Genomic DNA, 23,905 nt, shown 5'->3' with positions numbered 1-23,905 from the left:
GCTGACAGCGCGCGGGTGGCGCGGCGCGGGCGTTAGTGCCACCATGGACGCATGACGAACGCCAACCACCACGCCAATCACCCCACCGATCCCGTCGCCACGCCGCGCGGCATCGACCACATCGTGGCCGGTGTTTCCACCAGCGATGGCGACGGCGTGAAGCTCACCCGCGTGCTGCAGCAGCCCCTGCAGAAGCGGCTCGACCCGTATCTCATGCTCGACGCCTTCGGCAGCGACAACCCGGGCGACTACATCGGCGGCTTTCCCAACCATCCGCACCGCGGCTTCGAGACCGTCACGTACATGATCGCCGGGCGCATGCGCCACCGCGACAGTGCGGGCCACGAAGGACTGCTGGAAAACGGCGGCGTGCAGTGGATGACCGCCGGCCGCGGCCTCGTGCACAGCGAACTGCCCGAGCAGGAAGAAGGGCTGATGGAAGGCTTCCAGCTCTGGCTGAACCTGCCCGCGAAAGACAAGATGCGCGAGCCCTGGTATCGCGACATCCAGAGCGCGGAGATTCCCGAATTCACCACCACCGGCGGCGCGCGCGTGCGCGTGATCGCGGGCGCGAGCCACGGCATCGAAGGTGCCGTGCGGCGCGAGCACACCGAGCCGCTCTACCTGGACATCGAGCTGCCGCCAAACGCCGAATTCGCGCAGCCGCTGCCGCAGGACCACAACGCCCTGGTCTACGTGTTCCGCGAATCGCTGTGGATCGCGGGCAGCGAGATCCCGACGCGGCGCATGGCCATCCTCGCCAACGACCCGGGCAGCGACGGCGTGGTGCTGCGCGCCGGCGCGACCAACCACAGCCCGGCGCGCGCGCTGCTCATTGCCGGCAGGCCGCTCAACGAACCCATCGCGCAGTACGGCCCCTTCGTGATGAACACGCCCGAGCAGATCCGGCAGGCGGTGCACGACTTCCAGAACGGGAAGCTGGGCTGAGGCTGCTGTAGTCGCCCGCCTACCGGAAGACGGCATCGGGCACGGGCTCCGGTTGTCGCGCGGGCAGCCTAGATTGCGACCATGCCTCCCACGATCCGGAAAGGACAGGCGCCGAAGACGCTGCAGCGCGCCGAGTTCCATGAACGTTTCATGCAGCCCTTTCAAGACCCGGCCTTCCGCGCCGAGGCCGATTCGCTGCGGCGCATCGAACTCATCGCCTGGGAGGCCTACGAGGAAGGCCGCAAGTCGCCCGTCACCCGCAAGGCCGGGCCCGGCTATGCGGACCCCGAGTACGAACTTTCGGTCGACTGGCTCGAGGCCAAGGCGCGCATCGACGCCGCGCAGTCGGCCTGGAGCCAGCCGCAGACGGCGTCGCGAGTGCTGCTGGTGATCGGCTCGCCGCGCAATGACGGTACCTGCCCCGGCGAGGTTTCCAAGACCTGGCGGCTGGCGCAGATCGCGCGCGAGGTGCTGGACGGCAGCGGCATCGAGACCGACCTGCTCGACCTGAGCCTGCTGACTTCCGAGTACGGCCGGCAGATCCACCCGTGCAAGGGCTGCGTCTCCACCGCCATGCCCTTGTGCCACTGGCCCTGCAGCTGCTATCCGAACCACTCGCTGCGCCAGACCGGCGACTGGATGAACGAGATCTACGAGCGCTGGGTGTCCGCGCACGGCGTGATCCTGCTCACGCCCACGCACTGGTACCAGGCCGCGAGCCCGCTGAAGCTCATGATCGACCGGCTGGTGTGCGCGGACGGAGGCAACCCCGACCCCACCAGCACCCACGGCAAGAAGCCCGATGAGGCCAAGGCGCTGGAGCTGGAGGGCTGGGGCTATCCCAGGCACCTCGACGGCCGCGCCTACGGCGTGGTGGTGCACGGCGACGTGGCCGGCGTGGAGAGCGTGCGCCGCAATCTCTGCGACTGGCTCGACTGGATGGGCCTCATCGAGGCCGGCACGCAATCGCGGCTGGACCGCTACATCGGCTACTACGAGCCCTACGCCACCAGCCATGAGGCGCTCGACGCCGATGCCGACGTGCAGGAGGAAGTGCGCCAGGTGGCCCGCTCCATGGTCAACGCGGTCGCCGAACTGCGCGCGGGCAGGCTGCAGCCTCCCGACCGCGGACTGAAGCGGCCCCGGCCCAAGTAGGAGGAAAAGAGTCGATAAATCACGCAGGAGGCGGCTTCCACGGGCCCTGTTCATCATTCTTTACGCAAGCTCACGCCGGGCTAACGGATGCGATACAGAGCTCTTCCACACTTCCTCTCACCTGCTGCCCATCGGCGGCGGGCTTCTTCGAAAGGAAGCACTTCTCATGATTTCTCTTCGCCAACGCATCGTCTGGGCCAGCCTGCTCGGTTCGGCCGCCCTCGCCTCCTCGGGCGCCTTCGCTCAAGCGCCGGCTGCCGTTCCCTCCGCAGCCGCGCCCACCGCCGCGGTGGCCCAGGCCGACAACGCCGCCGCGCCCAAGGCGCAGCACAAGCGCATGGATCCGGCCCAGCGCATGGAGCGCATGAAGGAACACCGCGCCAAGCGTCTTGCCGCCCTGAAGGAAAAGCTCAAGCTCACCTCGGCCCAGGAAGGCGCATGGAGCACCTTCACCAGCGCGACGCAGCCGCCCGCCGGTCCGCGTCCGCACATGGACCGCGCCGAGTTCGCCAAGCTGACCACGCCGGAGCGCCTGGAACGCATGCAGGCCCGCCAGGCCGAGCGCAGCGCGATGTTCGCCAAGCGCGCCGAAGCCACGAAGACCTTCTACGCCACGCTGTCTCCCGACCAGCAGAAGACCTTCGACGCCGAGACCGCCCACTTCGGCGGCCCGCGCGGTCACCGTGGCCATGACGGCGGCCATCGCGGCGCGCCGCCGGCTCCCGCCAAGAGCTGATCGATCGCTGCCCGGAGGCAGCAACAAAAAAGCCCGCAACGCGAAAAGCGCTGCGGGCTTTTTGCCTCATGGGCTCATGGACTTTTGTGCCTACTTCGGCGTACCCGTCTTGTCCGTGGGGTTCGTCACCACGTCGGGGCGCTCGCCCTTCTGGCCGAACTGCGGCTTCACCTTGCGCCCGGTCTGGCTCACTTCGGCGCGCGATATCTCGCCGGTGGGCGGCGGCATGGCGTTGGGCTGGCTGTTGACCGTGGTGGTCACCTCGCCCTTGGGCACCGGGTTGTTGGCGTTGTTGCGGTTGTGCGCGCGGGCCTCTGCCTTCACCGATTCACGCGACAGCGGCATCGAGTTGTCGGGCCGCTGCGGCGGATTGGCGACGCCGGCCGGCGTCATGGTGCTGGCTTCGCCGCCGACCGAGGGATCGGGCTGGGCGGGAATGGACGTGGTCTGCGCCATCGCGATGCCCGCCGCGCCCAGCAGCGCGGCGAGAACGGTGGCGTGGAAAGCTGTCTGGTGTCTCATGGGGTACTCCTTGTGGCTTGTTCCTTGAAAGGCGGGCTGCCTTTTTTCCGAACCGTGAATTCACCGTAGAAGCCTCGAAATTCCGCCCGTGTGGGGGTGCGGCAGGCGTGCCTGTAGGAGCCGGCCGTCCGGGCACGAAGGCGGCGGGGGGATGGCGGCGGGAAGAAGTTGGCGCGTTCCTACAGTCAGCACGGGCGCGGCCACGTACAACGTGCATGACGATGTCCTCCACGCCCATCATTCCCGACGCCACCATGCCCGATGCCGCCGACGCGGCCGATGTCGCCAATGGCCAGCCGGCAGCGCAGGTCACGCCGACCTCGCTCAAGGTCATGACGGTGAACACCCACAAGGGCTTCACCGCGCTCAACCGCAGGTTCATCCTTCCCGAGTTGCGCGACGCCGTGCGCACCGTGGGCGCGGACGTGGTGTTCCTGCAGGAGGTGCTGGGCACGCACTCGCGCCATTCGCGCCGGGTGAGCAACTGGCCCGAGGCGCCGCACTACGAGTTCCTGGCCGACACCATGTGGCCGCAGTTCGCCTACGGCCGCAACGCGGTGTATCCGAAGGGGCACCACGGCAATGCGGTGCTTTCCAAATTCCCCATCGTGCATTTCCGCAATCACGACGTGTCGGTCAGCGGCCCCGAGAAGCGCGGCCTGCTGCACTGCGTGCTGCGGCTGCCGGGCCGCGTGGTCGACGTGCACGTGATCTGCACCCACCTCGGCCTGGCCGAGGCGCACCGGCAGCAGCAGCTGGAGTTGCTGTGCCACATCGTGCGCGACGAGGTGCCCGCCGAGGCGCCGCTGATCGTGGCGGGCGACTTCAACGACTGGCGCGGCCGTGCGCACGACATCCTCGAAAAGGGCGCCTCGCTGCGCGAGGTGTTCGTGCACGCCACCGGCCGGGCGGCCCGGACCTTTCCGGCGCGCTTCCCGGTGCTCTCGCTGGACCGCATCTACGTGCGCAACGCCGGCGCGCATGCGCCGGTGGTGCTGCCACGCAGGCCGTGGTCGCATCTTTCGGACCACGCGCCGCTGGTGGCGGACATCGACCTGTGAGCACGCCGCCATGAGCGACAACAACGTCAACGACAACCACTGGATCGCCGGCAACCGCATCGGCCTGCTGGAGAACGGCGAGGAGTTCTTCCCGCGCGTGTTCGAAGCCATCCGCCGGGCGCGGCGCGAGGCGATCGTCGAGACCTTCATCCTGTTCGAGGACAAGGTCGGCCTGCAGCTGCATGCCGCCATGCGCGAGGCGGCGCTGCGCGGCGTGAAGGTCGACCTGATGATCGACGGCTTCGGCTCGCCCGATCTCTCGCGCGAATTCATCGAGGGCCTGACCTCGGCCGGCGTGAAGGTGCGTGTGTTCGACCCGGGCCGCCGCTTCATGGGCCAGCGGCTCAACGTGTTCCGCCGCATGCACCGCAAGATCGTGGTGATCGACGGCGAGCGCGCCTTCGTCGGCGGCATCAACTACTCGGCCGACCACCTGCTCGACTACGGCCCGATGGCCAAGCAGGACTACGCGGTGGAGCTCGAAGGCCCGATCGTGGGCGAGATCCACCAGTTCGTGCTGCGCGCGATCGCTCTCGGAGGCAAGGGCGCCGGCTGGTTCCGCCGCAGGCTGCGCCAGCTGCCCGATGCGAGGCATGCGCAGTCCGCCGGCACGGCCGACGCGATGTTCGTCACGCGCGACAACCGGCGCCACACCAACGACATCGAGCGGCAGTACCGCGCGGCGATCCGCGCCGCGCGCGAGCGCATCGTGATCGCCAACGCGTATTTCTTCCCGGGCTACCGGCTCATCAAGGAGCTGCGCCGCGCCGCGCGGCGCGGCGTGGACGTGCGGCTCATCCTGCAGGGCGAGCCCGACATGCCGATCGTGAAGACCGCGGCCAGCATGCTCTACCACCATCTGCTGCACGCGGGCGTGCGCATCTACGAGTACTGCGACCGCCCGCTGCACGGCAAGGTCGCGCTCATGGACGGCAGGTGGAGCACCGTGGGCTCCAGCAATCTCGATCCGCTGAGCCTCTCGCTCAACCTCGAGGCCAACGTGGTCGTGCGCGACGAGGCCTTCAACAACGTGCTGGCCGAGCGAATGGAGAGGTTGATGCAGCACAGCTGCAAGCAGGTGCAGGCGGCCGACCTCGCCAGCGAATGGAGCGGCTGGCGGCTGGTGCGCAGCTTCTTCGTGTTCCACATCCTGCGCTGGTACCCGGCCCTGCTGGGACGACTGCCGCGCCACGTGCCGCGCCTGACGCCGGCCGAAGCCACCGACCTCGCGAGCCGGCGCGACACCGGGCGCAGCAACCCGACGGGCGGCGCCACGCAGACGGAAGCGGCCTGAACGGCCCGGACCGCCCGAACCGCAACAGGAGCGCCTTCCGATGAGCACCCTGGCCCTTTCGCGCCACAGCTGGTGGCCCTGGGCCCGCCGCGCGGCGGTGTGGGCCTTCTTCGCGCTGATCGCGTGGCTGCTGGTGCGGCAGGCGCTCGTCATCGACTGGGAGGACGTGCTCGACGCGATCCGCGCGCTGCCCGCGGTTTCCCTGCTCGCGGGCGGCGCCCTGGCGGCCTGCAGCTTCGCCCTCTACAGCACCTACGACCTGCTGGGCCGGCACATCACGCGGCACCGCCTGGGCACGGGCACGGTGATGGGCGTGACCTTCATCAGCTACGCCTTCAACCTCAACCTCGGCTCGCTGGTGGGCGGCGTGGCCTTCCGCTACCGGCTCTATTCGCGGCTGGGGCTTTCCAACGACACCATCACGCGCGTGCTCGGCTTCAGCATGCTGACCAACTGGCTGGGCTACCTCGTGGTGGCCGGCGCCGCCTTCTGCTTCTGGCCAATGACGCTGCCGCCCGAATGGAAGATCGGCAGCGAGGGCCTGCGCGTCCTCGGCGCGACGCTGCTGGTGGTCGCGCTGGCCTACTTGGTGATGTGCGCCCTGGCGCGCGGGCACGTGTGGCGCGTGCGCGGGTTCGGGCTCAAGGTGCCGGGGTTCGGCATGGCGCTGCTGCAGCTCGCGATGTCGTGCGCCAACTGGTCGCTGATCGGCGGCGTGATCTGGTTCCTGCTGCAGGGGCAGGTGGCCTATGCGCAGGTGCTCGCGGTGCTGCTCGTGGCGGCGGTGGCGGGCGTCCTCACGCACGTGCCGGCGGGACTCGGCGTGCTGGAGGCGGTGTTCGTCGCGCTGCTCTCGCACGAGGTGCCGCAGGCGCAGCTGCTCGGCGCGCTGCTGGCGTACAGGGGGCTTTATTACCTGCTGCCTCTGGCGGTGGCCGCGCTGGGCTACCTGCTCACCGAGGCGCGGGCCAGGCGGCTGCGCGCGCCCGCGCTGCGTGGCGGGCGCTAGCTAGAAGTGATACGTGTAGCGCAGCCGCACGAAATTCTCGCCCGGGTTGGGCTTCTTGATGCCGCCGTTGGAGAAGTGCTGCAGCCGCAGCGTCAGTTCGTGCGCGCCGTGCTCTCCGAAGCTGCGCCCGATGCCGATCACCTCGGTGAACTGGAAGGCGGTGCTGAAGCTGCGGTCGGGCGTCCTGTAGACGTGGTCCATCACGCTGCCGCCGACGCCGCCTTCGGCAAACCAGGGCGAGCCGCCGTGGTCGAAGCGGTAGCGCCAGGTGTAGATGGCGCCGATCTGCGCGTAGTCGTGCGGACCTTCGCCCAGCGCGGGTGCGTGCCAGTTGCTCAGGAAGATGTCCCAGTAGGTGGTGAGCGCCCCTTCGTGCACTGGCTCGCGCGGCGACCACGGAATGGTCATGCCCATGGTGGCCGAATCGGTGCTGCCCATTTCGCCATGCGGGGCACGGCCCCCTTCGACATAGAAACCGCGCGCGCTGTCTTCGAACGCGTGGGCGGTGGTGCCCGACAGGCCCAGAAGGCCCGCCAAAAGGGCCGATCCGGCAAGGGACGCGCAGGTGTTGAATCTCATGATGCGACTCGCCAATGCACTAGGTGGAAATAAGGAGCTCATCTTCAATTTCCGCCGCATCCGGCATTCGCCCGGCACGTAATTTCCACATCGGAAAGTAGGACTTGATCAACAAAAATGCAGGTCCGATTCCGTTGTGCGCAAACCTCCGCGGCCGGCCGCGCCTATAGTGGCCCGACCCCATTCCACGCGCTCTGGCGCGGCCTCCCACATGTCGTCTTCCAGTTCAGTCGCCCGCCTCTCGGGCCCGCTCATGCAGCAGTGGTTCGACTTGGCGCTCAAGACCCACGAGATGCTGCTGTCCTCCGGCCTCGTGATCGGCATGCGCACCGAGCGCATGGCCCGCGCGGGGCTTGCGCCCAGCGCGGACGACCTTGCCGAGTTCCAGCTCATGGGACAGGAAAAGCTCGATGCCGCGAGCGAGTCGGGCTTCGCGATGGCCCGGCAGTGGCACAGCAGCCACTTCTCTCTGGCCAACCGGGTGCTGCAGCAATGGCTGCGGAGCACGACGGCCTTCTTCTCGCTCGCGGGCAGCGTCACGCCCGCGCAGGCGGCCGCGCACGGCGACGCCTTCGTGCAATCGGCGGCGGATACGGTCGATGCGGCGGGCGAGCTGCCCGAGATCGCGGCGCGCATCGCGCGCCAGGGCCTCACGCCCATCCACGCCGCCGCCACGTCGAACGCGCGCCGGCTGTCGGGGCTCGAAGAATCCTGAGCTTCAGGCCTTCGCCGGCACCAGCGTCAGCAGCGTGATCTCCGAAGGCGCGCCGAAGCGCTTGGGCGGGCCCCAGTATCCGGTGCCCCGGCTCACGTAGACCCACATGTCGTGCAGGCGGTGCAGGCCGGCCGTGAAGGGCTGCTGCATCGGCACGAAAAGATTCCACGGAAAGAACTGGCCGCCGTGCGTGTGGCCCGACAGCTGCAGCTGGTAGCCGGCCGCAGCCGCCAGCGGCGCACTGCGCGGCTGGTGCGCCAGCAGCACGCGCGTGTGCACCAGCGGCGGCGCGTCGTGCAGCGCCAGGTGCGGGTCGCTGGCGTGCGCCGCGTCGAAATGTCCGGCGGTGAAGTCGGTCACGCCGGCCAGCACCAGCGCGCTTTCGAAGAGCTCTTCGTCGGTCTGCGCGCCGCGCACGTTGCGCGTCTGCAGCACCACGTGCTCGTTGAGCAGCACCTTCAGGCCCAGCCGGCGCAGCTCGTCGATCCAGGCATGCGCGCCCGCGTAGTACTCGTGGTTGCCCGTGACCACGAAGGTGCCGTGCCGCGCGCGCAGCCCGGCCAGCGGCGCGATGTGCTCGCGCAGCTCGGGCACGCTGCCGTCGACCAGGTCGCCGGTGATCGCGATGGCGTCCGCGCCCAGGCGGTTCACCGCGTCGACGATGCGCTGGATGTAGCTGTTGCGGATCGTCGGCCCCACGTGGATGTCGCTGAGCTGCGCGATGCTGAAGCCCTCCAGCGCCTGCGGCAGGCCGCGGATCGGCACCTCCACCCGCTTCACGCCGGCCGTGCGGCGCGCGTTCAGGAAGCCGACGGCCGAGGTGGCCGTGGCCATCGCCAGCACCGCCAGCGCGCTCCACGGCAGCAGCGTGGCCCATTGCACCTGCACGCCGCCGACGGCGCCCGCGAGCCAGGCCAGCAGCATGCCGGCGTCGCGCACCAGCGTCAGCACGAACATCGAGGAGAACCAGCCCATGCTGATCAGGCCGGTCCACTTGAGCACGCTGCCGTTTCCGGAGCGCTCGCGGGTGCCGCGGCGCGACACGAAAGGCAGGGGAATCGTCGCCGCCGACACCGCCAGCGCGACCAGCGCCAGCGGCCACGCGGGCGTGAGCACGGCGAGCGCGGGCAGCAGGCGCAACGCGATATAGACGTGCAACAGCGCGGTCAGTGCGCTCAGGGGACGGATCGGCATCGGGGCAAAGGGGTCGGGCGCGGCCCGGGACAGGCCATCTGCAAGGCGCATGCCGCGCATTCAAGACACCGCGAGGCGCATCGGTCGCTATTTTTTCTATAGCGTACGGCGCCCGGATAGCAAGCCTTGTGGCATGGCCCAACCCCGGATTGTGCGCCAGCCGGATGCATGCCGGCGCTCACTTGCGCGGCGCTACTGCACCGTGCGCGTGCCGGCCGAGGCCATGTCGGTGCCGGCCGGCCAGACGAAGGTCGCCTTGGCCGGCGCGCCCTGCGGCACGCGCAGCTCCTGCTTGAGCACCTGGCTGCCGATGCGCGCCTCGACCGTGTAGTTGCCCGGGTCCAGCCGCGCCACCATGAAGGGGCCGCCCGACACCACGTTGTCGAGCAGCGCGGTGCCGCTGCCGTCGCGCACTGTCACGTGCACGTTGGCCGCGAAGTCCGCGCCCTTGTGGTCCTTGATCGCGAATTCGAAGGTGGCGGGCCAGCGCGGCGACACCGTCTCCATCAGCTGGGCCTCGTCGCTGCCGATGCCGCCGCTCATGTATTCGACGCCGTGCGACATGTAGATAGGCGGGTTCACCGTGGCCTGGGCCGACGTCACGGCGCCGAGCAGGACGGCGCCGCAGAACATCGCGGCCGCCAGCGGCCGCATTGCGCGCAGCGAGGATGGAAAACGGGGGGTCATGGTCAGAGTCCTTTCTTTCCTTGGTCGTCGTGGCGAGAAGCCACGCCGCCACTGTGCTGTGCGCGGCTTAGGAAAGTCTGACCTGTGGATGCCCGCGGCGGCGGGCGGGCGCTCGCTGGCTCAGCGCGCCGTGGCGGACGACTGCGCGAGCGTCTGCGTCTGCGGCGGCATCACCGAGGCCATGTCGAAGTTCGACGGCCACACGAAGGAAGCGCGCGCCGGCACGCCAGCGATCACCACCAGCGTCTGCGTCAGCGTCAGGCCGCCGAGCGTCACGTTCACGTCGTAGGCGCCCGGATTCAGGCGCGCGAGCATGTAGGGGCTTTGCGATTCCACGCTCATCACCGTCTGGCCGGTGTATTTCTGGTGGATTTCCACCGCGGCCTTGGCCGGGAAGCCGGGTTTCAGCGCGCCCTTGCCGTCGCTGATGCCCAGCTCGATGGTCGCGGCCCAGCGCGGCGAGACCATTTCCATGAACGCGGCCTCGTCCCTGGCGGCGCCGCCGCACATGTATTCGATGCCCTGCGCCACCTGGATGGGCGGGTTGGTGAACGCATGGGCCGTGCTCACGGCCCCGAGGAATGCTGCTGTGCCGCCCAATACCAGCGCGGCCAGGGGCCGGCGGAGACGCTTAGGGTTCATTGCTGTGTGGTCCTCGAACTTGCGTGACGTGAAATCCGTCGGGGATTTTGCTTAGCAAGAGTCGGGCTAGATATAGCGTTTACGAGGAACGATCTGCGGATCGGAACTGAATGCTATTGTTTTCATAGCTGATGACGGCCGTGTGACGTGGCCCCGCGCTACTTCTGCTCACAAACCTCATGGAAACCCTGATCCGCTCCATCGAGCGCATCCGGGAGTGCGTTCGGCAACAGTGCATGGCGAACGCCTACAGCGGTGCACGCCCGGGCGGGCTAAGAACGACGGCTGCAAACCGCAACGAAGGAGCTTTCAGCCATGTCTTGGGAATCGACGATCAACGAATTCAGGCGAGTGGACGCGCAGCGCGAGGACTACCCCGGCGAGCACCTGGTGGTGCTGGGCGTGGGCGTGCTGCTGCTGCTCGCCGCGGGCCGCAGCCGCTCGCTCGTGGCGCGCCTCGCGGCGGGCGCGGCGGGTGGCGCGCTGATCGGCCGCGCCGCCAGCGGCACCGGCGGCATCTCGAAGCTGACTCGGCAGCTGCAGCACACGCTCGAGAAGCAGTTCAACCTCGGCTGTCCCCGCAACGCCACGGGCCACGGCACCGACGTGAAGTGACATTCAGGGGCCGCCGGCACGCATGCCCACCGGTCCCCCGCTCACCCCGGCATGCCGCGCCGCCGCGGCGGCGACGCCATCGCCGGGCGCATCCATCGACAGCCCCGCCAGAAAAGCAGCCAGCACGTCGTTGGTGGCCGCCTGCGTCCGCGCGGGGCCGCGCGACCCGCCGATCAGCACTGCGGCAGCGAAGCGCGCCGGCGCCGAAAGATACAGCGGCACGTCGGTGAAGCCGTAGTGGTTCGCCTCGGCGATCTGGTAGCGGTAGCCGCCTGCCCGCGCATGCCGCACCAGGGCGAGATTGCCGTCCAGGTAGTGCCGCGAATGCCGCGTCTCGCGGTGGTCGCTCTCCAGCAGGAGGAAGGGCACCGGCAGCGCGCCGGTGGCCGCGTGGCCGTACAGCGTGCCGTCGATGTTGGCGACGGCACGGATGCGCGCGTCCTCCATCGCCGCCTCCACCGCGCTGGCGCCACCGAAGGAATGGCCGATCGCCGCGATGCGCCGCGGATCGAGCCGCTGCGACAGGCGCGGGCCGAAGGCCCCGGGCTCACCGACGCGGCCGGCCACGAAGCGAAGGTCCGCCGCCCGCACAGCCTGCCTGGCGCCCATGTAGCGCAGGCGGTCGGGGTCGTCGGGCAGGAAGCGCACGACCGGCGTCGCGAGCCGGCCGTCGGCCAGCTCCACCACCGGCGCCTCGTAGGCATGGTCCAGCGCGAGTACCACGAAGCCGCGGCTGGCCAGGTCGGCAAGAAGGCCGGAATAGAAAGCGCGCGAGGCACCGTACCCCGGCGAGAACAGCACCACCGGCCAGCGCTCCCGCTGCGCCGCCACCGGCGCGTCGAGGCGCGCGTGGGTGTCGATGCGGTCGTAGCGGCGCATCACCAGTCCGGGTATCAGCGAGACGAAGTCCGGCAGCCTCTCGAGGCCGTCGATGTAGCGCGACGGCCCCGCGGCGCCCTCCCCGGCTGCCGCCGGATACCAGGCCTGCACCACCACGCTGCGCCGGTCGTCCGGGTCGGCGGTCGCGTCCTCGGCGCGCTCGCTGTCGACCCAGCGGAACACCTGGGTTCCAACCGCGTAGGGGCCGCGCGGCGCGGGCAGCTCCGGCACAGGCAGGAAGCTCCACGCCAGCAGCGCCGCCAGGGCCAGACCCGCCACGCCGCCACGGCCGAGCCAGGCGAGCGCGCGCGGCGGCAGCGGTGATGGTGCTGGCCGGCCGCGCCTCCAGCCCAGCGCCAGCAGCCCCGCCAGCAACGAATAGACGGGAAGGAACTGCCAGTAGAAGCCCTCGCGCCAGAGCTGGAAAGCACAGGCGGCCAGAAGCATCGCCGACACGCCGGAGACCACGCGCGCGCCCACCCGCCTCGTCGCCGCGGCGGCCAACGCAAGACCGACCGCGACCAGCACGATCGCGCCATCGAGCACCGACACGGCCTGGGCTCCCTCAGCCCGCGTACCTGGCCAGCATGCCCAGCTTCTCGGCCAGCGCGGCCTGGAAATGCTCGCGCTGCGAGGGCACCCACATCGGCGCGTCGAAGAAGGCGACGATGCGATGGCTCTCGATGCGGATCGTGCCCGCCAGCGGCTCGCGCACCGCGAAGCTGTCGCCCTGCACCTCGACCCGGAAGCCCAGTGCCTCGCCCTCCTTCAGCTGCGCCTTGAGCGCCTCGCGCAGCACCGCCGCCTGACCGGCATGCGCAACGACGATCTCCACCGGCCGCAAATCCGGCAGCGGCAGCAGCACCGGCGCGATGAGCTTCGACTGCCCGCCCGCGCCCGGAAAGCGCAGCTTCGCCGCCGCGTCGAGCACCAGCGCGCGCGCCGCCGCGACATCGTCGTCCGCCTCGTAGCCGCTTTGCGCGGTGACGAAGTTGTCGGTCAGTACCTCCACCGACTCCACCCGGCCGTCCGCCGCCACCGCGAGGCGCAGGCTCGTCACGCCCTGCACATCCTTGAACGGTTTCAGCGGCTGCGCGAGCGAGCGATGGAATCCGGCGATCACCTCGCGCGCGGCCGCTTCGTCCAGCGGCCCCGCGGTCACCACCGGCGAGGCGGCGCGCAGGTGCCCCACCAGCGCGATGCGCCCTTCCAGCGGGTCCATGCTGCCTTGGATGGTCGGCGTGCCGTGGACGATGCGGTCGTCGAACAGCAGCAGCTGGTTGAACCGCGCCGGCACCAGTTCGTACAGCACCTCGCCCTGTACGTGGTGCTTCCTGTAGCTGGGAACGCCGTCGCGCATCAGCAGCGTCTCGCCGCCGGCGAACTTGCGCGACTCCCACCGCGTGAGCGAGTAGACGAAGCCCAGCGTGCCGTTCTGGAAGTCGCTGTGCAGGCCCAGCGTGCAGCCATTGACCATCAGGTGCAGGTTGGGCTCGCCCGTCGGCACCAGGCCGGCGTGCTCCATGCACCACTGCCGCAGGTGCCGGTCGAAGCGCCGCCACAGCGGCTGCGCAAACACCTGCTGCGGCGCCGTGCGCAGGTAGGTGTACATGCGCGGGTCGCAGAAGTACTGCCACTCGATGGCCTGCCGGTAGGCGTTGCCCACCTTTTCGTCGTAGGCCGCGCGCATCGCCTCGGCCTCCGGGAAGAAGTCGGCGGCGACGTGCTGGCGGCGGATCACGCGGCCACCTCGCGCATGTCGCCCAGCGCCACGCGCACCTGACGGTTGCCGCTGTAGGGCAGCCGCCCGTGGGCCATCAGCAGGTTGTTGACCAGCAGCACGTCGTGGGCCTCGGTGGGTATGCGGACCGAGCACTCCACCAGCACCCGGTCGATGGTGCGCACCCATTCGGCCGGAATGGGGCTGCCGTCGCCGAAGAACACGGTGCGCGGAAACTGGTCGCGGCGGAAGTGCCTGCCCAGCATCGCATCGACCTCGGCCGGCAGCGCGTCGGGGTGGTGCAGCAGGATCTGGTTGAACCACGCCTCGGTGCCGCGCTCGGGAATCCGCAGCACCGCATGGGTGCGGTACGACACGGTGAGGTCGTTCTCGGAGATCGCGTCGATCCCGTGCCCGCTGGCGCCGATCTTCTCGCGCAACTCGCCCAGGCTTTCGACCTTGAAGAACTGCTGCCAGGAAGTGTCCAGCCCGCGGATGAAGCGGCGCCGGTACATCAGGCCCAGCTCGCGGAAGCGCTCGAGCATCTGCGCCGGCAGCCGCTCGATCACCTGGCGCCCGTCCGAGAGCGTCCACTCGCCGCCCTCGGAGGCCGGCTCCAGGCAGAAGAACAGCTGGCGCGAAGGCCAGCTACGCGTGTGCGAGGCCTCGTTGTGGAAGCGGATCTCCAGGTGCTTCGGATACGGCGTGGCGAAATAGACGTTGTCGCCCGCGCTGGCCAGCGGCAGGTCGCCGTAATGGCGGTAGAGCGCGTCGCAGGCCGAGCCCGCGCAGTCCTCGAAGCCGGCGAGGCCGCCGACGTCGAAGCCTCGGAACAGCACGTGGCCGTCGCTCCACAGGGCCTCGTCGATGCGCTCGCGGTGCCGGCGGATCCAGGGCGCGAGCGGCTCGTGGGAAGGGGAAGTGATCTGCATGGGTTGTTTCACACCTTGGGTTCTTCGATCTCGTCAGGTCATGGCCACCAGGATGCGGCGCGGCCCCTCGAAGGGCAGCCGCCCGTGCGCGGCGAGGAGGTTGTCCACCACCAGCAGGTCGCCCTGGCGCCAGGCGAAGCTGCGGCGCTGCGCGCGCAGCACCTCGCGCACGCCGGCCAGCGTGTCGTTGTCGATGCGCCCGCCGTCGCCGTAGTACGCCGCCATCGGCAGCCCGGCCTCGATGCGCGCATCGACCCTGGCGCCCATCGGCGTGTTGGAGGCGTGGAACAGGTGCGCCTGGTTGAACCAGACGCGCTCGCCGCTCAGCGGATGCACGCGCGTGGCCGGCCGCCGCTCGTGGATGCGCAGGCCGCCGCCGGGCTGCCATTCGCAGCCGATGTCCATCTCGCGGCAATGCGCCTCGACCTGCCCGCGGTCGGCGGTCTCGAAGGCCTTGCTCCAGGCGTTGTAGGGCGCGTGCGCCGGCGCGAGGTTGCGCACGTACATCAGCCCGCGGCGCTCGAATTCCTCGACGATGGAAGCCGGCATCGCCTGCAGCACGCGCCGCGAGTCGGCCAGCGGCGTCTCGCCGCCGGCCTGCGGCGCGGTCGCGCAGAAGAAATACAGGCGCCCCGGCCAGCGCAGGCTGTACGACATCTCGTTGTGCAGCGGGATCTCCAGCTGCCTCGGGTACTCGGTCGAGGTGTAGACGCCCTCGTCCACCTTGCTGCGCGGCGAGGTGCCGCCCGCGTAGTCGCGCAGCTGCAGCGGCGCCATCGCCGCGACCGCGCGCCGGAAGTCCGCCGCCTCGCGCAGCGGAAAACCGCGAAACAGCAGCGCGCCGGCGCGCAGCAGCACCGGCTCCAGCCGCGGCATCGCCTCGCCGAACCAGCCTTGCGCGTCGGCCGCGCTGCCGCCGGCCAGTTCCGCATCGGCGTGGATGCGATGCGGAAAACCGTCGCCGAAGTCCTCACCCTCACCCTCGCTCTCGCCCGGGTCCGTTGCGGTCATCGCCACCCCGCTCATGGCCGCTGCCCCAGGTACCAATGGCGCCCGACGATGCCGATCACGCGATCGACGTGCGGCGGCCGAAGGATCGACAGGTGATCGCTGCCGGGCACATCGAAGCTGCGCAGCCGGGGCTCGTGGCGGCGCCAGGCATCGAGGCCGACGGCCTCCGTCCCGTCGCCTGAAACCGCGCGCAGCAGCAACGCCAGGCCGGTGAACTCGCCCTCGGGTCGGTAGCCGATCGCGCACTGGCGGCAGAACATCTCCAGCACCGGCGCGAAGTCCGCGCGCCGCGCGCTGGGCGGCAGCAGGCGCGCGCGCCGCATGGCCTCGAAGACCGATGCCGTCTGCTCGCCGGCCGGCAGCGCGGCCAGCGTGCCGGCGTCGAGCCCGTGCTCCTTTCCGCCCTGCAGCCGGATCAGCGCCAGGTACTCGCGCAGCGCGTGGGCGCGGTCGCCGAAGCCTTCGGCGCGCGGCGCATCGGTGTCGACCAGCACCACCGGCGCGACCGTCGCACCGGCTCCGGCGAGTTGCCGCGCCGCCTCCAGCGCCACCCAGCCGCCGAAGGAATGGCCGATCAGGTGATAGGGCCCCTGCGGTTGCAGCGCGCGTATCGCATCCACATGCCGCCGCGCCGCCTCCTGCAGCGTCGGCGGCTCGCCCTCGCGACCCAGCAGCGCGGGCGCCTCCAGGCCGATGAAGCTTGCGTCGCCCGGGCTGCGCGACGCGAAGTCGAGGAAGGTGGTCGCGTTGGCGCCGGCACCCGGCAGGCAGAACACCTTGCGTGCCTGTGCGCCGCTGCCGCTCCTGATGGTCACCACCGCGCCGGGCGCCGGCTGGCGGCTGGCCATGGTCATGGCCGGCTTCGCCTGAGCGCCATCGAGCCGCGCGAGGAGCGAATCGATCGCCCCGCCGACGCGCGCCGCATGCCCGGCGTCCATCATGATGCTCCAGTGGTCGCCGCCGACGTGATGCACCTGCAGCCGGTTGCCCAGCACCGCGCTCCAGCCGTTGGCCGGATCGCCAGCGTCCCCGGGGAGTGCCGAGAACAGGTGCGCATCGACCTCCAGCGGCCGCGCGTGATAGCGGTGCGCCGCCGCGCGCAGATCGAACCACAGCTCCGCGCGCGCATCGAACTCCGCCGGGCTCATGTCCTTCTTCAGCCACCCCTCGGCGCGCGCCAGCGCGATCGCGGCGGGCAGCCCGTCGGCGGCGAGGATGCGCTCGATCTCGCTCGCCTCCAGCTTGCGCCCGTAGTACTCGGCGAAGGCCACCAGCAGCAGCTTGCGGTCCTGCTCACCCAGCTCGGACACACCGCGCTCGCCCTCGCCACGGTGCCAGCTGTCGATGAGGCCGAGAAACTCGACCTGCCCGCCCGCCGCGATCAGCTGCCGTGCGACCTCGAAGGCCAGCACGCCGCCGGCCGACCAGCCCGCGAGCCGGTAGGGCCCCTGCGGCAACGCCTTGCGAATCAGGCGCGCGTAGCCGGCGGCCAGGTCCTCGTAGCGGCTTTCGCCATGCACCGCCGCGCGGTCGGCGCGAATGCCGTAGAGGCCGATCTCCGGATCGACATGCCGCGCCAGCCGCTCGTACGACAGCACCTCGCCGCTGGGTTCGTGCACGAACACCAGCGCGCGCCGTGTGCCGCCGCCCTTGCGGATGGTCACCCACTGCGCGTTCGCACCCGCGTTCCCGTCCGCCACGTCCTCGCGCGGCTTGCCGATCAGCGCCGCCAGCGCGCCGAGCTGCTGCGCCAGCAGCACGTCCTGCAGCGCCACCTCGTAGCCCTTGCGCTTCAGCCCCTCGATGACCTGGAACACCATCAGCGAATAGCCGCCCAGGTCGAAGAAGTTGTCGTGGCGGCCGATGCGCTCGATGCCGAGCAACTCCGACCACAGCGCGGCGATGGCACGCTCCGCCTCGCCCTGCGGCGGCTCGTAGCGGCCCAGCGCCAGGCCCTGCGCGTCGGGCGCGGGCAGCGCCTTGCGGTCGAGCTTGCCGTTGGGCGTGAGCGGCAGCGCGTCGAGGGCCACGAAGGCCGAGGGCAGCATGTATTCGGGCAGCTGCGCGGCGAGGCCCGCGCGCAGCAGTGCCGGATCGGGCGCTTCCGCACCGGCCACCACATACGCGACAAGCCGCCTGTCGCCGGGAACGTCCTCGCGCGCGACCACCGCCGCATCGCGCACGCCTGGCAGCCGGGTCAGCCGCGCCTCGATCTCGCCGGGCTCGATGCGGAAGCCGCGCAGCTTGATCTGCTGGTCGTTGCGGCCCAGGTATTCGAGCGTGCCGTCATCGCGCCAGCGGCCGAGGTCGCCGGTGCGGTACATGCGCGCCGGCGCATCTTCGGCAACGAAGGGGTCGCGCAGGAATCGCTGGGCCGTGAGCTCGGGCCGGCCCAGGTAGCCGCGCGCGACACCGGCGCCGCCGATGTGGATCTCTCCGGCCACGCCCACCGGCACCGGGTGCCCCGCCGCGTCGAGCACGTAGATGCGCGCGCCCGGCATCACCTGCCCGATGTGCGGGCGGCGCCCGTCGATCACGCCGCAGCTCGCGTCCACGCTGCACTCGGTGGGCCCGTACATGTTGAAGAAAAGGCGGTCGTCTACCGCGGCCAGCGCGCCCCAGGTGGCCGCGTCGATCGCCTCGCCGCCGAGCAGCAGCTTTCGCAGACTCGGTGCGCGGCCTTGCAGGAGGCCCGCGCCCTGCAGCAGCCGCAGGTGCGAGGGCGTGCACTCCATCGCCTCGATGCGATGGGTTTCGAGAAAGCCGAGCAGCTCGTGCGCGCCGAGCCGGTCCGTTTCGGGCAGCAGGAACACGCTGCGGCCGAAAGCCAGCTGGCCCCATGCCTTCACCGCCATGTCGAAACCGAAGGAGGAGTTCCACGCCACGCGCCGGCAATCGGGCGCCGTGCCGTGCACGCAGGCCTCCATCGCCCGCAGGAAGAAGGCCACGTTGCGGTGCTCCACCATCACGCCCTTGGGCTCGCCGGTCGAGCCGGAGGTGTAGATCACGTAGGCCAGGTGCGAGGGCGTGAGGCCGACTGCGGCCGGGTCCGGGTTGGCGGATGGCGCCGAGGCCCACTTGGGCAGTTCGGCATCGAGCAGCACGCGCGCGCATCGTTGCGGCGCCTGCAGCCGTGCGTCGAGGCGCCGCTGCGTCAGCAGCACGGCCGCGCCGCTGTCTTCCAGCATCTGCGCGAGGCGCTCGTCCGGATGCACCGGATCGAGCGGCACGTACGCGCCGCCGGCCTTGAGCGTGGCCAGCATCGCCACCACCAGTTCGAGGCTGCGTTCGGCGCAGATCGCCACGCGGTCGTCGGGCTTCACGCCGAGCGCGCGCAGATGGTGGGCGAGGCGGTTGGCGCGCGCGTTGAGCTCGCCATAACCCAGGCTTTCGCCCGCGTATTCGATCGCCTGCGCGTCGGGCTGGCGCGCCGCCTGCTGCTCGATGAGCGCATGCACCAGCACCGGTTCGGCCGCCGCGGCATGGCTTTCGTTGAAGCCTTCCACGATCGCCGCGCGTTCCTCGGCATCCAGCAGGTCGATGCGGTCGACCGGCTGGCCGTCGTCGGCGACCATGGCGCGCAGCACCGCCTCCAGGCAGCGCCAGTGGCGCCACACCGTGGCCTCGTCGAACAGCGCGCTGGCGTAGTTGAGCTGGCCGGCGATGCCTTCGCCGTTCTCGCGCAGCTCCAGCGACAGCTCGAACTGCGCGCTGTCGGCGCCGCCGCCCAGGCTCTGCGCCTGCAGGCCGGGCAGGTCGAGCGCGGCCCCGGGCGTGTTGTGCCACGACAGCATCACCTGGAACACCGGGTGATGGGCCAGCGAGCGCGGCGGGTTCAGCGCCTCCACCAGCCGCTCGAAGGGCACGTCCTGCAGGCTCTGCGCCTGCACCGCCGTCTGCCGCGCCTGCGCCAGCAGCGCGCCCACGCTCGGGCCGCCCGAGATGTCGATCTTCAGCGCCTGCGTGTTGACGAAGAAGCCGATCAGCGGTTCCACCTCCACCCGGTTGCGCCCGGCGTGCGAACTGCCGATCACCACCTGCTCCTGCCCGGCGAGCCTGCCCAGCACCACAGCCCATGCCGCGAGCAGCGTCATGTAGAGCGTGGTGCCGTGGCGCTGTCCCAGCGCGCGCAGGCCCTGGCCGAGCGCCGCGTCGAGCTCGACCGCGATGTTGGCGCCGCGGTAGTCCTGCACCGGCGGGCGCGGCCGGTCGGTCGGCAGGTCGAGCAACGCCGGCGCGCCGCGCAGCTGCCGCACCCATTGCTGCAGCTGCTGTTGCAGCAGCGGCCCCTGCAGCCACTGGCGCTGCCACATGCCGAAATCGGCGTACTGGATGGCCAGCGGCGGCAGCGGATCGGGGCGGCCCTCACGGAAGGCGCCGTACAGGGCCGAGAACTCCTTCGCCAGCACTCCGCCAGACCAGCCGTCGGACACGATGTGGTGCATGGTCACCAGCAGCGCATGGTCGTCGGGGCCGAGCGCGAGCAGCCGGCCGCGGATCAGCGGGCCCAGCGCCAGGTCGAACGGCCGCAGCGCCTCCTCTCGCACGATGCGTTCCAGCGCCTCGTCGTCGATGCCGCGCCGGTCTTCATGCAGAAGCGCGAAGCCGCGCGGCGCGTCGATGACCTGCCGCGCCTCGCCCGCCATGCCCACGAAGCGGGTGCGCAGCACCTCGTGGCGCTCGACGATGCGGTCGAAGGCGGCCTGCAGAGCTTCCCTGTCCAGCGGGCCGCGCAGCCGCACCGCGTCGGGCACGTGATAGGCCTTGCTCGCCTCGGGATCGACCCGCGCGATGAACCACAGCCGCTGCTGCGCGAAGGACATCGGCAGCGGCGCCGAGCGGTCGGCGCGCGCGATCGCGCCCAGCGTGTTCTGGCTTGCCTCGGCCACCTCCCGCGCCAGGTCGGCGAGCCGCGGGTGGGTGAAGAGCACCGGCAGCGGCAGCTCCACCCCGAGCCGCTCGCGCAGCTGCGAGACCAGCCGCACGGCGAGCAGCGAATGGCCGCCGAGCTCGAAGAAGTCGTCGTCACGCCCCACGCGCTCCATGCCGAGCAACTCGCACCAGATGCGCGCCAGGGTGTCCTCGATCTCGCCCGTCGTCGCCTCGTAGCTGCGGTGGGCGAAGGCCAGGCTCTCCGGCGCCGGCAGCGCCTTGCGGTCGAGCTTGCCGTTGGGCGTGAGCGGCAGCGCGGCGAGCGGCACGAAGGCGCCGGGCAGCATGTGCTCGGGCAGGCGCGCGGCCAGTTGCCGGCGCAGTTCGGCGGGGTCGATGGGATCGAGGGGGTCTTCGGTCGGCGCGCCGTCCGCGACGACGATGTAGGCGACCAGGCGTTTCTCGCCGGGCACATCCTCGCGCGCGACCACGGCCGCCTCGCGCACGCCGGGCAGCTCGCCCAGGCGCGCCTCGATCTCGCCCGGCTCGACGCGGTGGCCGCGGATCTTGAGCTGGAAGTCGTTGCGCCCGAGGTATTCGATCGTGCCGTCCTCGCGCCAGCGGCCCAGGTCGCCGCTGCGGTACATGCGCGCGCCTTCGGCGTCCGGGAACGGATCGCGCAGGAAGCGCTCGGCGCCAGGCGCGGGCTGGTTCAGGTAGCCGCGCGCCACCTGCGCGCCGGCGATGTGGATTTCGCCCGCCACGCCGCGCGGCACCGGCCGGCCCAGCGCGTCGAGCAGGTACAGCCGGCAGTTGTCGACCGGCGTGCCGATGGGCGGCAGGTCGTCCCAGTCCCGGGCCGGGCCCGCCAGCGTGTGGGTCGTGACCACGTGGCTTTCGGTCGGGCCGTAGTGGTTGTGCAGCCGCGCCGCGCCGCCGCCGTCGAACAGCCGCCGTATCGCCGGCGTGATGCGCAGCTGCTCGCCCGCGACGATCAGGTCGCGCAGCGCCGGCGGCAGCGCTTCCCCTTGCTGCGACCACAGCTCGCCCAGCGCATGGAGCGCGATGCAGGGCAAAAAGAGCCGCTCGATCCCCTGCCCGGCCAGCCAGCCGGCCAGCGCGGGCAGGTCGCGGCGCAGCTCCTCGGGCACCGGCACCAGCGTGCCGCCCGTGGCCAGCGTCGAGAAGATTTCCTGGAACGCGACGTCGAAGCCCGGCGCCGCGAACTGCAGGGTGCGCGCCGCGTCCGGCAGCTGCTCGCGCTGCCAGGCCAGCAGGTTGGCCAGCGCACGGTGCGGCATCGCCACGCCCTTGGGCACGCCGGTGGAGCCGGAGGTGTAGATCACATACGCCAGGTGGTCGCCGCGCAGGCCCATCGCATGCGCGTCGGGACGCGGCGCGGCGGCCTGCGCCCATGGCGCCCCGGCGATGTCGTCGAGCAGCACGCGTTCGCAGGCCGGCGCAGCGGCGAGGCGGTGCAACAGCCGCTGCTGCGTGAGCAGCACGCGCGGCGCGCAGTCGGCGAGCATGTGCGCCAGGCGCCCGTCGGGCAGCGTGGGGTCCAGCGGCACGTAGGCGCCGCCGGCCTTGAGCGTGGCCACGATGGCGATCGCCGCCGCCGCGCCGCCGTCCAGGCAGATCGCCACGCGCTGGTCGGGCACCACGCCCAGCGTGCGCAGATGCCGGGCCAGCTGGTTCGCCCGCGCTTCGAGCTCGCCATAGGTCAGCCGCCCGGTGGCGGATTCCAGCGCCGGTGTGGACGGATCGCCGTCGGCCCGGCGCTCGAACAGCGCGTGCACCAGTTCGCCTTCGGCGTGGTCGCGGCGTGTGCCGTTGAAGCCGCGCAGCACCTGTTCGAGCTCGGCCGGCGGCAGGGTCTCGATGCGGTGCATCGGCGTGTCGGGTGCCCGGTCGAGCGCGCGCACCAGGTTGCCGAGGGTTTCGCGCATCCAGCCGGCGATGCGCGCGGCGTCCACGCGCTCGACGATCTCGGCGGTGATGGAAAAGTCCTCGCCATGGTCGTCCACGTGCAGCACGAAGGGGTAGTTGGTGCGGTCGCGGCTTTCCAGGTGATGGATGCCGGCGATGCCCTGCTCGCCTTGCGCCGCTTGTTCGCGGCTGTGGCGGTAGTTCAGCAGCGCCGAGAACAGCGGCGTGTTCGCGGGCAGGCCGCTGCAGCGCTGCGCGAGCGTCAGCGATGCGTGCTCGTGGCGCAGCAGTTCGGCAAGAGCCGCGGCAGTTTCGTCCAGCGCCGCGCCCGCGCCGCGCCCCTCCAGCCGCACGCGCAGCGGCAGCGTGTTGATGAACATGCCCATGGCGCGGTCGGCGCCCGCGCCACCCTGCAGGCGGCCCAGCAGCACGGTGCCGAACACCACGTCGCCGCCGCCGTTGCCGCTGCATCGCGCGAGCAGCTGCGCCCAGGCCAGGTGGAACACGCTGGCCGCGCTGGTGCCGCGCGCCCGCGCCACGCGGCGCAGGTCCGCGCACAGCGCGGGTTCCAGCCGCAGCCTCGCCTGCACCGCGTCGCTGCCGTTGCCCTGCACGTCGAGCAGGTCGAAGGGCGCGGTCGGCTGCTCCACGTCGCCCAGCATCGCGCGGAAGAACTGCTCGTGCTCCGCCTCGCGTGCGCCCAGCCGCGCCTGCGCGACGAAGTTTCGGAAAGGCACGGGCGGCGGCAGTTCCGCGCGGCGGCCCTGCATCACCAGGCCGACTTCCTGCGCCAGCAGCTCCAGCGTGACGTGGTCCATCGCGAGGTGGTGATGCAGCATCTGCAGCAGCCAGCGTCCGCGAGGTGCGTCGAACGCCGCGAAGCCGCGCATCATCGGCGCGCGCCGCACGTCGAGGCGGCAGCGCGCCGGGTCGGCATGGGCCTGCAGCCGCGCCCGCACATCGCTCTCGCTGCCGCCGTCACCGGCTTCCAGCATTTCGATTTCCAGCCGGGCCCGCCGCCACACCACCTGCACCGGCTCGGGCAAGCCGTCCCATTGCACCGCGGTGCGCAGCACGTCGTGGCGCGCGATGGTTTCGTCCATCGCGGCGACGAAGCCGTCCAGCAGCTCGCGGCTGTCGAAGGCCATCAGCAGCCGGGTCAGGTAGGCGTCGCCCTGCTGCTGCAGCAGGTGATGGAACAGGATGCCCTCCTGCAGCGGCGCGAGCGGATAGATGTCCTGCACGTTGCCCGCGCCGCCGGGCGTGGCGGCCACGATGCGGTCGATCTGCGCCTGCTCCAGCCGCACCAGCGGCAGCATGAGGGGCGTGATGCGGGGAGTGGTGCGGGGTGTGGTGCGGGGCTCGTGCGGCTGCTGTTCCCGCGCAGCTGCGTCGCCCTTCGCGG

The 23,905-nt window shown here is 70.9% G+C and carries 17 protein-coding genes and 1 pseudogene; 8 read left to right on the top strand and 10 right to left on the bottom strand.

Going from position 1 to position 23,905, the window contains the following annotated elements; translation table 11 throughout:
• The first annotated feature begins 51 nt into the window (after positions 1-51).
• From ABL843_RS00165 to ABL843_RS00155, 3 genes are all read left to right on the top strand, one after another.
• A complete protein-coding gene (locus tag ABL843_RS00165; RefSeq protein ID WP_126020784.1) occupies positions 52-948 on the top strand; it encodes a pirin family protein in 897 nt (298 codons plus the stop codon).
• Between the two features lie 81 nt (positions 949-1,029).
• Positions 1,030-2,103: a flavodoxin family protein gene (locus ABL843_RS00160; protein ID WP_369660210.1), complete on the top strand. Its 1,074-nt coding sequence runs from the start codon at positions 1,030-1,032 to the stop codon at positions 2,101-2,103.
• Between the two features lie 166 nt (positions 2,104-2,269).
• Positions 2,270-2,839 (top strand): Spy/CpxP family protein refolding chaperone, encoded by a 570-nt coding sequence (locus tag ABL843_RS00155; protein ID WP_369660211.1) that lies wholly within the window; start codon positions 2,270-2,272, stop codon positions 2,837-2,839.
• A gap of 90 nt (positions 2,840-2,929) precedes the next feature.
• Here ABL843_RS00155 and ABL843_RS00150 read toward each other — a convergent pair whose 3' ends face one another.
• Positions 2,930-3,361, bottom strand: coding sequence for a serine/threonine protein kinase (locus ABL843_RS00150; RefSeq protein ID WP_418118584.1), 432 nt, complete (start codon positions 3,359-3,361; stop codon positions 2,930-2,932).
• A gap of 221 nt (positions 3,362-3,582) precedes the next feature.
• Here ABL843_RS00150 and ABL843_RS00145 point away from each other — a divergent pair, with 221 nt between their 5' ends.
• The 3 genes from ABL843_RS00145 to ABL843_RS00135 are packed head-to-tail and all read left to right on the top strand — an operon-like array spanning position 3,583 to position 6,725.
• Entirely contained in the window at positions 3,583-4,422 is an 840-nt protein-coding gene (locus tag ABL843_RS00145) for an endonuclease/exonuclease/phosphatase family protein (protein WP_375792094.1), read from the top strand.
• Between the two features lie 10 nt (positions 4,423-4,432).
• Positions 4,433-5,716 carry a cardiolipin synthase ClsB gene (gene clsB, locus ABL843_RS00140; RefSeq protein WP_369660212.1) on the top strand — a complete coding sequence of 428 codons (1,284 nt, stop codon included), beginning with the start codon at positions 4,433-4,435 and terminating at the stop codon, positions 5,714-5,716.
• A gap of 40 nt (positions 5,717-5,756) precedes the next feature.
• Positions 5,757-6,725, top strand: a complete 969-nt coding sequence (locus ABL843_RS00135; protein WP_418118583.1) for a lysylphosphatidylglycerol synthase domain-containing protein — start codon at positions 5,757-5,759, stop codon at positions 6,723-6,725.
• On the opposite strand, the gene ABL843_RS00130 is transcribed toward ABL843_RS00135, so the two are convergent.
• Positions 6,726-7,304, bottom strand: coding sequence for an acyloxyacyl hydrolase (locus tag ABL843_RS00130; protein ID WP_418118582.1), 579 nt, complete (start codon positions 7,302-7,304; stop codon positions 6,726-6,728). It lies immediately after the preceding gene.
• A gap of 211 nt (positions 7,305-7,515) precedes the next feature.
• Here ABL843_RS00130 and ABL843_RS00125 point away from each other — a divergent pair, with 211 nt between their 5' ends.
• The gene (locus tag ABL843_RS00125) at positions 7,516-8,019 is read left to right on the top strand and encodes a polyhydroxyalkanoate granule-associated phasin (protein WP_126020796.1); all 504 of its coding nucleotides are present in this window, start codon (positions 7,516-7,518) and stop codon (positions 8,017-8,019) included.
• A gap of 3 nt (positions 8,020-8,022) precedes the next feature.
• Here the strand turns inward: ABL843_RS00125 and ABL843_RS00120 are convergent, their stop codons facing one another.
• From ABL843_RS00120 to ABL843_RS00110, 3 genes are all read right to left on the bottom strand, one after another.
• Entirely contained in the window at positions 8,023-9,273 is a 1,251-nt protein-coding gene (locus ABL843_RS00120) for a metallophosphoesterase (protein WP_418118581.1), read from the bottom strand.
• 132 nt (positions 9,274-9,405) lie between these two features.
• Positions 9,406-9,900 (bottom strand): hypothetical protein, encoded by a 495-nt coding sequence (locus ABL843_RS00115; protein WP_126020800.1) that lies wholly within the window; start codon positions 9,898-9,900, stop codon positions 9,406-9,408.
• A gap of 120 nt (positions 9,901-10,020) precedes the next feature.
• On the bottom strand, positions 10,021-10,542 hold the full coding sequence (locus tag ABL843_RS00110) for a hypothetical protein (protein WP_126020802.1): 522 nt from the start codon (positions 10,540-10,542) through the stop codon (positions 10,021-10,023).
• 315 nt (positions 10,543-10,857) lie between these two features.
• Here ABL843_RS00110 and ABL843_RS00105 point away from each other — a divergent pair, with 315 nt between their 5' ends.
• Positions 10,858-11,157, top strand: coding sequence for a hypothetical protein (locus tag ABL843_RS00105; RefSeq protein WP_184639107.1), 300 nt, complete (start codon positions 10,858-10,860; stop codon positions 11,155-11,157).
• Between the two features lie 3 nt (positions 11,158-11,160).
• Here the strand turns inward: ABL843_RS00105 and ABL843_RS00100 are convergent, their stop codons facing one another.
• The 5 genes and pseudogenes from ABL843_RS00100 to ABL843_RS00080 all read right to left on the bottom strand — a co-directional run.
• Positions 11,161-12,588 (bottom strand): alpha/beta hydrolase family protein, encoded by a 1,428-nt coding sequence (locus ABL843_RS00100; protein ID WP_418118580.1) that lies wholly within the window; start codon positions 12,586-12,588, stop codon positions 11,161-11,163.
• A 13-nt stretch (positions 12,589-12,601) separates the two neighbouring features.
• Positions 12,602-13,777 carry a hypothetical protein gene (locus ABL843_RS00095; protein WP_418118579.1) on the bottom strand — a complete coding sequence of 392 codons (1,176 nt, stop codon included), beginning with the start codon at positions 13,775-13,777 and terminating at the stop codon, positions 12,602-12,604.
• Positions 13,774-14,688: a TauD/TfdA family dioxygenase gene (locus tag ABL843_RS00090; RefSeq protein WP_126020810.1), complete on the bottom strand. Its 915-nt coding sequence runs from the start codon at positions 14,686-14,688 to the stop codon at positions 13,774-13,776. Before ABL843_RS00090 ends, ABL843_RS00095 begins: the two co-directional genes overlap by 4 nt.
• Before the next feature lie 33 nt (positions 14,689-14,721).
• Positions 14,722-15,699, bottom strand: coding sequence for a TauD/TfdA family dioxygenase (locus tag ABL843_RS00085; protein ID WP_418118578.1), 978 nt, complete (start codon positions 15,697-15,699; stop codon positions 14,722-14,724).
• A gap of 104 nt (positions 15,700-15,803) precedes the next feature.
• Positions 15,804-23,834: pseudogene (locus ABL843_RS00080) on the bottom strand (amino acid adenylation domain-containing protein); the annotation flags it as partial.
• Positions 23,835-23,905: the final 71 nt, after the last annotated feature.

It is taken from the genome of Variovorax sp. 350MFTsu5.1 (assembly GCF_048302515.1).
In the GTDB taxonomy this organism is placed as follows: domain Bacteria; phylum Pseudomonadota; class Gammaproteobacteria; order Burkholderiales; family Burkholderiaceae_C; genus Variovorax; species Variovorax guangxiensis.
Note: the sequence above shows the minus strand (reverse complement) of the source record. Positions and strands in the feature narration are given on the sequence as shown.

Coding starts and splice junctions, on each gene's coding strand:
- ABL843_RS00125 (WP_126020796.1), top strand. CDS start 7,516: ATGTCGTCTTCCAGTTCAGTCGCCCGCCTCTCGGGCCCGCTCATGCAG.
- ABL843_RS00150 (WP_418118584.1), bottom strand. CDS start 3,361: ATGAGACACCAGACAGCTTTCCACGCCACCGTTCTCGCCGCGCTGCTG.
- clsB (WP_369660212.1), top strand. CDS start 4,433: ATGAGCGACAACAACGTCAACGACAACCACTGGATCGCCGGCAACCGC.
- ABL843_RS00145 (WP_375792094.1), top strand. CDS start 3,583: ATGTCCTCCACGCCCATCATTCCCGACGCCACCATGCCCGATGCCGCC.
- ABL843_RS00115 (WP_126020800.1), bottom strand. CDS start 9,900: ATGACCCCCCGTTTTCCATCCTCGCTGCGCGCAATGCGGCCGCTGGCG.
- ABL843_RS00155 (WP_369660211.1), top strand. CDS start 2,270: ATGATTTCTCTTCGCCAACGCATCGTCTGGGCCAGCCTGCTCGGTTCG.
- ABL843_RS00135 (WP_418118583.1), top strand. CDS start 5,757: ATGAGCACCCTGGCCCTTTCGCGCCACAGCTGGTGGCCCTGGGCCCGC.
- ABL843_RS00160 (WP_369660210.1), top strand. CDS start 1,030: ATGCCTCCCACGATCCGGAAAGGACAGGCGCCGAAGACGCTGCAGCGC.
- ABL843_RS00090 (WP_126020810.1), bottom strand. CDS start 14,688: ATGCAGATCACTTCCCCTTCCCACGAGCCGCTCGCGCCCTGGATCCGC.
- ABL843_RS00110 (WP_126020802.1), bottom strand. CDS start 10,542: ATGAACCCTAAGCGTCTCCGCCGGCCCCTGGCCGCGCTGGTATTGGGC.
- ABL843_RS00165 (WP_126020784.1), top strand. CDS start 52: ATGACGAACGCCAACCACCACGCCAATCACCCCACCGATCCCGTCGCC.
- ABL843_RS00105 (WP_184639107.1), top strand. CDS start 10,858: ATGTCTTGGGAATCGACGATCAACGAATTCAGGCGAGTGGACGCGCAG.
- ABL843_RS00130 (WP_418118582.1), bottom strand. CDS start 7,304: ATGAGATTCAACACCTGCGCGTCCCTTGCCGGATCGGCCCTTTTGGCG.
- ABL843_RS00120 (WP_418118581.1), bottom strand. CDS start 9,273: ATGCGCGGCATGCGCCTTGCAGATGGCCTGTCCCGGGCCGCGCCCGAC.
- ABL843_RS00085 (WP_418118578.1), bottom strand. CDS start 15,699: ATGACCGCAACGGACCCGGGCGAGAGCGAGGGTGAGGGTGAGGACTTC.